General features: G+C 36.4%; 5 protein-coding genes. All 5 read right to left on the bottom strand.

Going from position 1 to position 2,651, the window contains the following annotated elements; all coding sequences use genetic code 11:
* Positions 1 to 55 precede the first annotated feature (55 nt).
* Positions 56 to 472, bottom strand: a complete 417-nt coding sequence (locus BHF68_RS07265) for a hypothetical protein (RefSeq protein WP_141706249.1) — start codon at positions 470 to 472, stop codon at positions 56 to 58.
* Positions 451 to 705 carry a hypothetical protein gene (locus tag BHF68_RS07260; protein WP_069642997.1) on the bottom strand — a complete coding sequence of 85 codons (255 nt, stop codon included), beginning with the start codon at positions 703 to 705 and terminating at the stop codon, positions 451 to 453. The genes BHF68_RS07265 and BHF68_RS07260 overlap by 22 nt, the downstream gene beginning before the upstream one ends.
* Positions 706 to 990: 285 nt before the next feature.
* Complete coding sequence (locus BHF68_RS07255) at positions 991 to 1,383, bottom strand: hypothetical protein (RefSeq protein WP_069642996.1); 393 nt, start codon at positions 1,381 to 1,383, stop codon at positions 991 to 993.
* Positions 1,384 to 1,576: 193 nt separating this feature from the next.
* Complete coding sequence (locus tag BHF68_RS07250) at positions 1,577 to 1,978, bottom strand: putative toxin-antitoxin system toxin component, PIN family (RefSeq protein ID WP_069642995.1); 402 nt, start codon at positions 1,976 to 1,978, stop codon at positions 1,577 to 1,579.
* 1 nt (position 1,979) lies between these two features.
* Positions 1,980 to 2,237: an AbrB/MazE/SpoVT family DNA-binding domain-containing protein gene (locus BHF68_RS07245; protein ID WP_069642994.1), complete on the bottom strand. Its 258-nt coding sequence runs from the start codon at positions 2,235 to 2,237 to the stop codon at positions 1,980 to 1,982.
* Positions 2,238 to 2,651: the final 414 nt, after the last annotated feature.

The raw sequence follows: 2,651 nt of genomic DNA, 5'->3' as shown, positions 1-2,651 counted from the left end.
AGGCAGGTGCCTGTTTTCACAGACACCAAGAATAGGATGTAAAACTGCGTGGCTGTCAAGGGTGAACTTCGCGAGCAAAAACCGCTCGCCCTTGACAACCTGCGTAGTTGGTTGATGCTATTAAAAATCTAAAAAAGAATAAAGATAAAACTAGTGTGGCTCTCACTGATGCACATACTGGCTCAATTTGATGCACATACTGGCTCTGACTCATCACACTGGTGGTTCTATTTAAGTGCAATAAACATTCACTGCCACCTACTCCTGAAATCGTACCAACTGTATCCTCAGCTTCAGCTATTAACCCTATTTCTTCAACTGTATCTAACTTGAAGATGGTACTAGCAGAACCATTATCAATTAAAACGTTTTTCATTAATAAACTATGCCCTCTGTACCAAATTCTTAGTTGTACAAAGGGCAATTGATGATTTATGTTTAATGTTTTTTTCATACTCTTATACCTAACCATTTCCGCTCAACTACGTGTAAATCTTGTTTGCTTGTATGCACAACATATAGTTCTCGATCAGGTGCGTTTTTATGAAGCTCTTTGTATTCTGTTAATGCTTCTTTACTGTCATTAAAGTAATTAACTACTGAGCTTTTGTTAATTATTCTTCTGCCATCTGTAGAGTGGGCATCAATGGCCTCTAACAAAACCCACTTATTTGGGTATTGTTGTCTAATGCTTTCCCAGTCCATCTGAAGCACCTCCGATTAATATTCCATTACTAGCTGCTTGTCTATTATTATAACACATTGTCTTATATTGGTATTGTATCGGTGAGCTTTTGCATAACGGTTTGCAGTCCTGACGTCACTGAGCCTTACAGGCGTAGACCGAGGGTTAGATAACTCCTATCTTAGCCTCAGGCAAGCCGACTCCGGTTAGGCTCGGAGATGTGGTGCGACAGTTGCTTCGTGCCTATGCATCTTTGCATTACTCCATGTATCAAATCGCTTCCGCACCCTTGCGAATACATAGTGTTATCTGGTGGACTCGCCATCATCGAATATGCATACAAAATCGTAATCTGTTTCACCTTGTTCATTATCGTGGTAATAATCTTTTTCTAATAAACCATCAAAAATATAATCTGCTTCTTGATTTTCTAGCATTCTATTTTTTCTTTCTTGTTTTTTCTTAACTCTATATTCTAAATCGATCTTTAACTTTTCTATGTATTCTTTTTTTACTTCGTATCCTAGTAATTCTAATTCCTTGGCAGCACATAACAAATCAACTGCAAAATGTTTACTATATCCACGCACTAAATTCTTCCCATTATACTTAGTTATCCATGTTTTAGCTGCTTGTAGCCTGCTTTTTCTATTTAGTCTTTTATGTCTTGGTGTGTTTGATTTTTTTGTCTTTTTCATGTTTTCACTGACTTTCTGTTTTTAGTTTTCGAGTATGCTAGAAACGGTTTGCATCACCGACATGACCCAGCCTTACATAGCTCTTATGTTAGGCTGGGTCATGTGTTGTCTGTATTAACTTCTTTGCATTTTCTTCGGACAACCGAGGGTTCTTTCCGATTCGTAGATACGTTGTTAGACTGTCGTACATGGATTAATTTACTGTTTCCATGAACAATCTAGCTGTCATAATTTTAGGATTATCTATTTCCATTTCTAAAAAATCTTTATCTCCAGTAATAATTACATCACACATACCATTTATAGCTGACACCAAAATTGGCAAATCTTTGTCATCTCGTATGAATGGATACTTATCTTTATTAATAATACTTGGAGTATATATTAACTCATACGTCAGTTCCGAAAGAAATTCTTCTATCATTTGCTTCTTGTTTGGAAATTTTCTATCAAATATTTCCTGCAGCTCTTCAATTATGTGTGTGCACAGGATTATATCATGGTTTATTGCTAATTCCTTTATTACATCTGATGGTAATGATTTTGGAAATAATATGGCTGAAATTATCACGTTTGTATCTACCAAGACTCTCATATCATATTTTCCTTTTTTCTGATCGTAAGTCTTTTACTAAGTCTATAACATCATCCTCGGTTGAAACTCCTACTTTTTCTGCTTCACCTATCATTTCCATCTGTATCTTCTCTAGTGCTGATATTGACGCATTTGCAAATACAATCTTATCTCCTTCATCAATAAACAGTACTTTATCCCCTTCTTTTAGTCGCAACTTTTTTCTTATTTCTATAGGTATTGTAATTTGACCTTTTGATGTTATTTTAGCAATTTCCATTGTTTTGCCTCCTCGCCTATTCCTTACATTCCTTACTTTTATTATATCACATTCAGAGTATTTTTATTATCATTTTTTAAAATCTTTGTGTATGACGTCTAACGGTTTGCATCACCGACGCCACTGAGCCTTACAGGCGCAGACCGAGGGTTAGATAGCTCTTATCTTAGCCTCGGGCAAGCCGACTTGTAAGATGTAGTTGTAGTCGTTATTTTCTATTGAGTCTCGGCCAATCTTGAATATATACTGCTATTGTATGTGGGCATAAATGTGCGCGCCGACAGGGAAGTCATTTTGACTAGATTCCCATAACCGAGACAGTAACCCATTGCTTTAAGTGTATATGTTTAGGCTGGTTGAGACTTTTTAGGATTCTCATTTCACATGCAAGGCTGTATCCTTAGAGCCTTTTTG

The organism is Desulfuribacillus alkaliarsenatis, from assembly GCF_001730225.1.
Classification (GTDB): domain Bacteria; phylum Bacillota; class Bacilli; order Desulfuribacillales; family Desulfuribacillaceae; genus Desulfuribacillus; species Desulfuribacillus alkaliarsenatis.
This window is presented reverse-complemented; position numbering and strand designations above follow the sequence as displayed.

What these genes read in the sequence shown, in the direction of transcription:
- BHF68_RS07250 (WP_069642995.1), bottom strand. Translation starts at nt 1,978, where the DNA reads ATGAGAGTCTTGGTAGATACAAACGTGATAATTTCAGCCATATTATTT.
- BHF68_RS07260 (WP_069642997.1), bottom strand. Translation starts at nt 705, where the DNA reads ATGGACTGGGAAAGCATTAGACAACAATACCCAAATAAGTGGGTTTTG.
- BHF68_RS07265 (WP_141706249.1), bottom strand. Translation starts at nt 472, where the DNA reads ATGGTTAGGTATAAGAGTATGAAAAAAACATTAAACATAAATCATCAA.
- BHF68_RS07255 (WP_069642996.1), bottom strand. Translation starts at nt 1,383, where the DNA reads ATGAAAAAGACAAAAAAATCAAACACACCAAGACATAAAAGACTAAAT.
- BHF68_RS07245 (WP_069642994.1), bottom strand. Translation starts at nt 2,237, where the DNA reads ATGGAAATTGCTAAAATAACATCAAAAGGTCAAATTACAATACCTATA.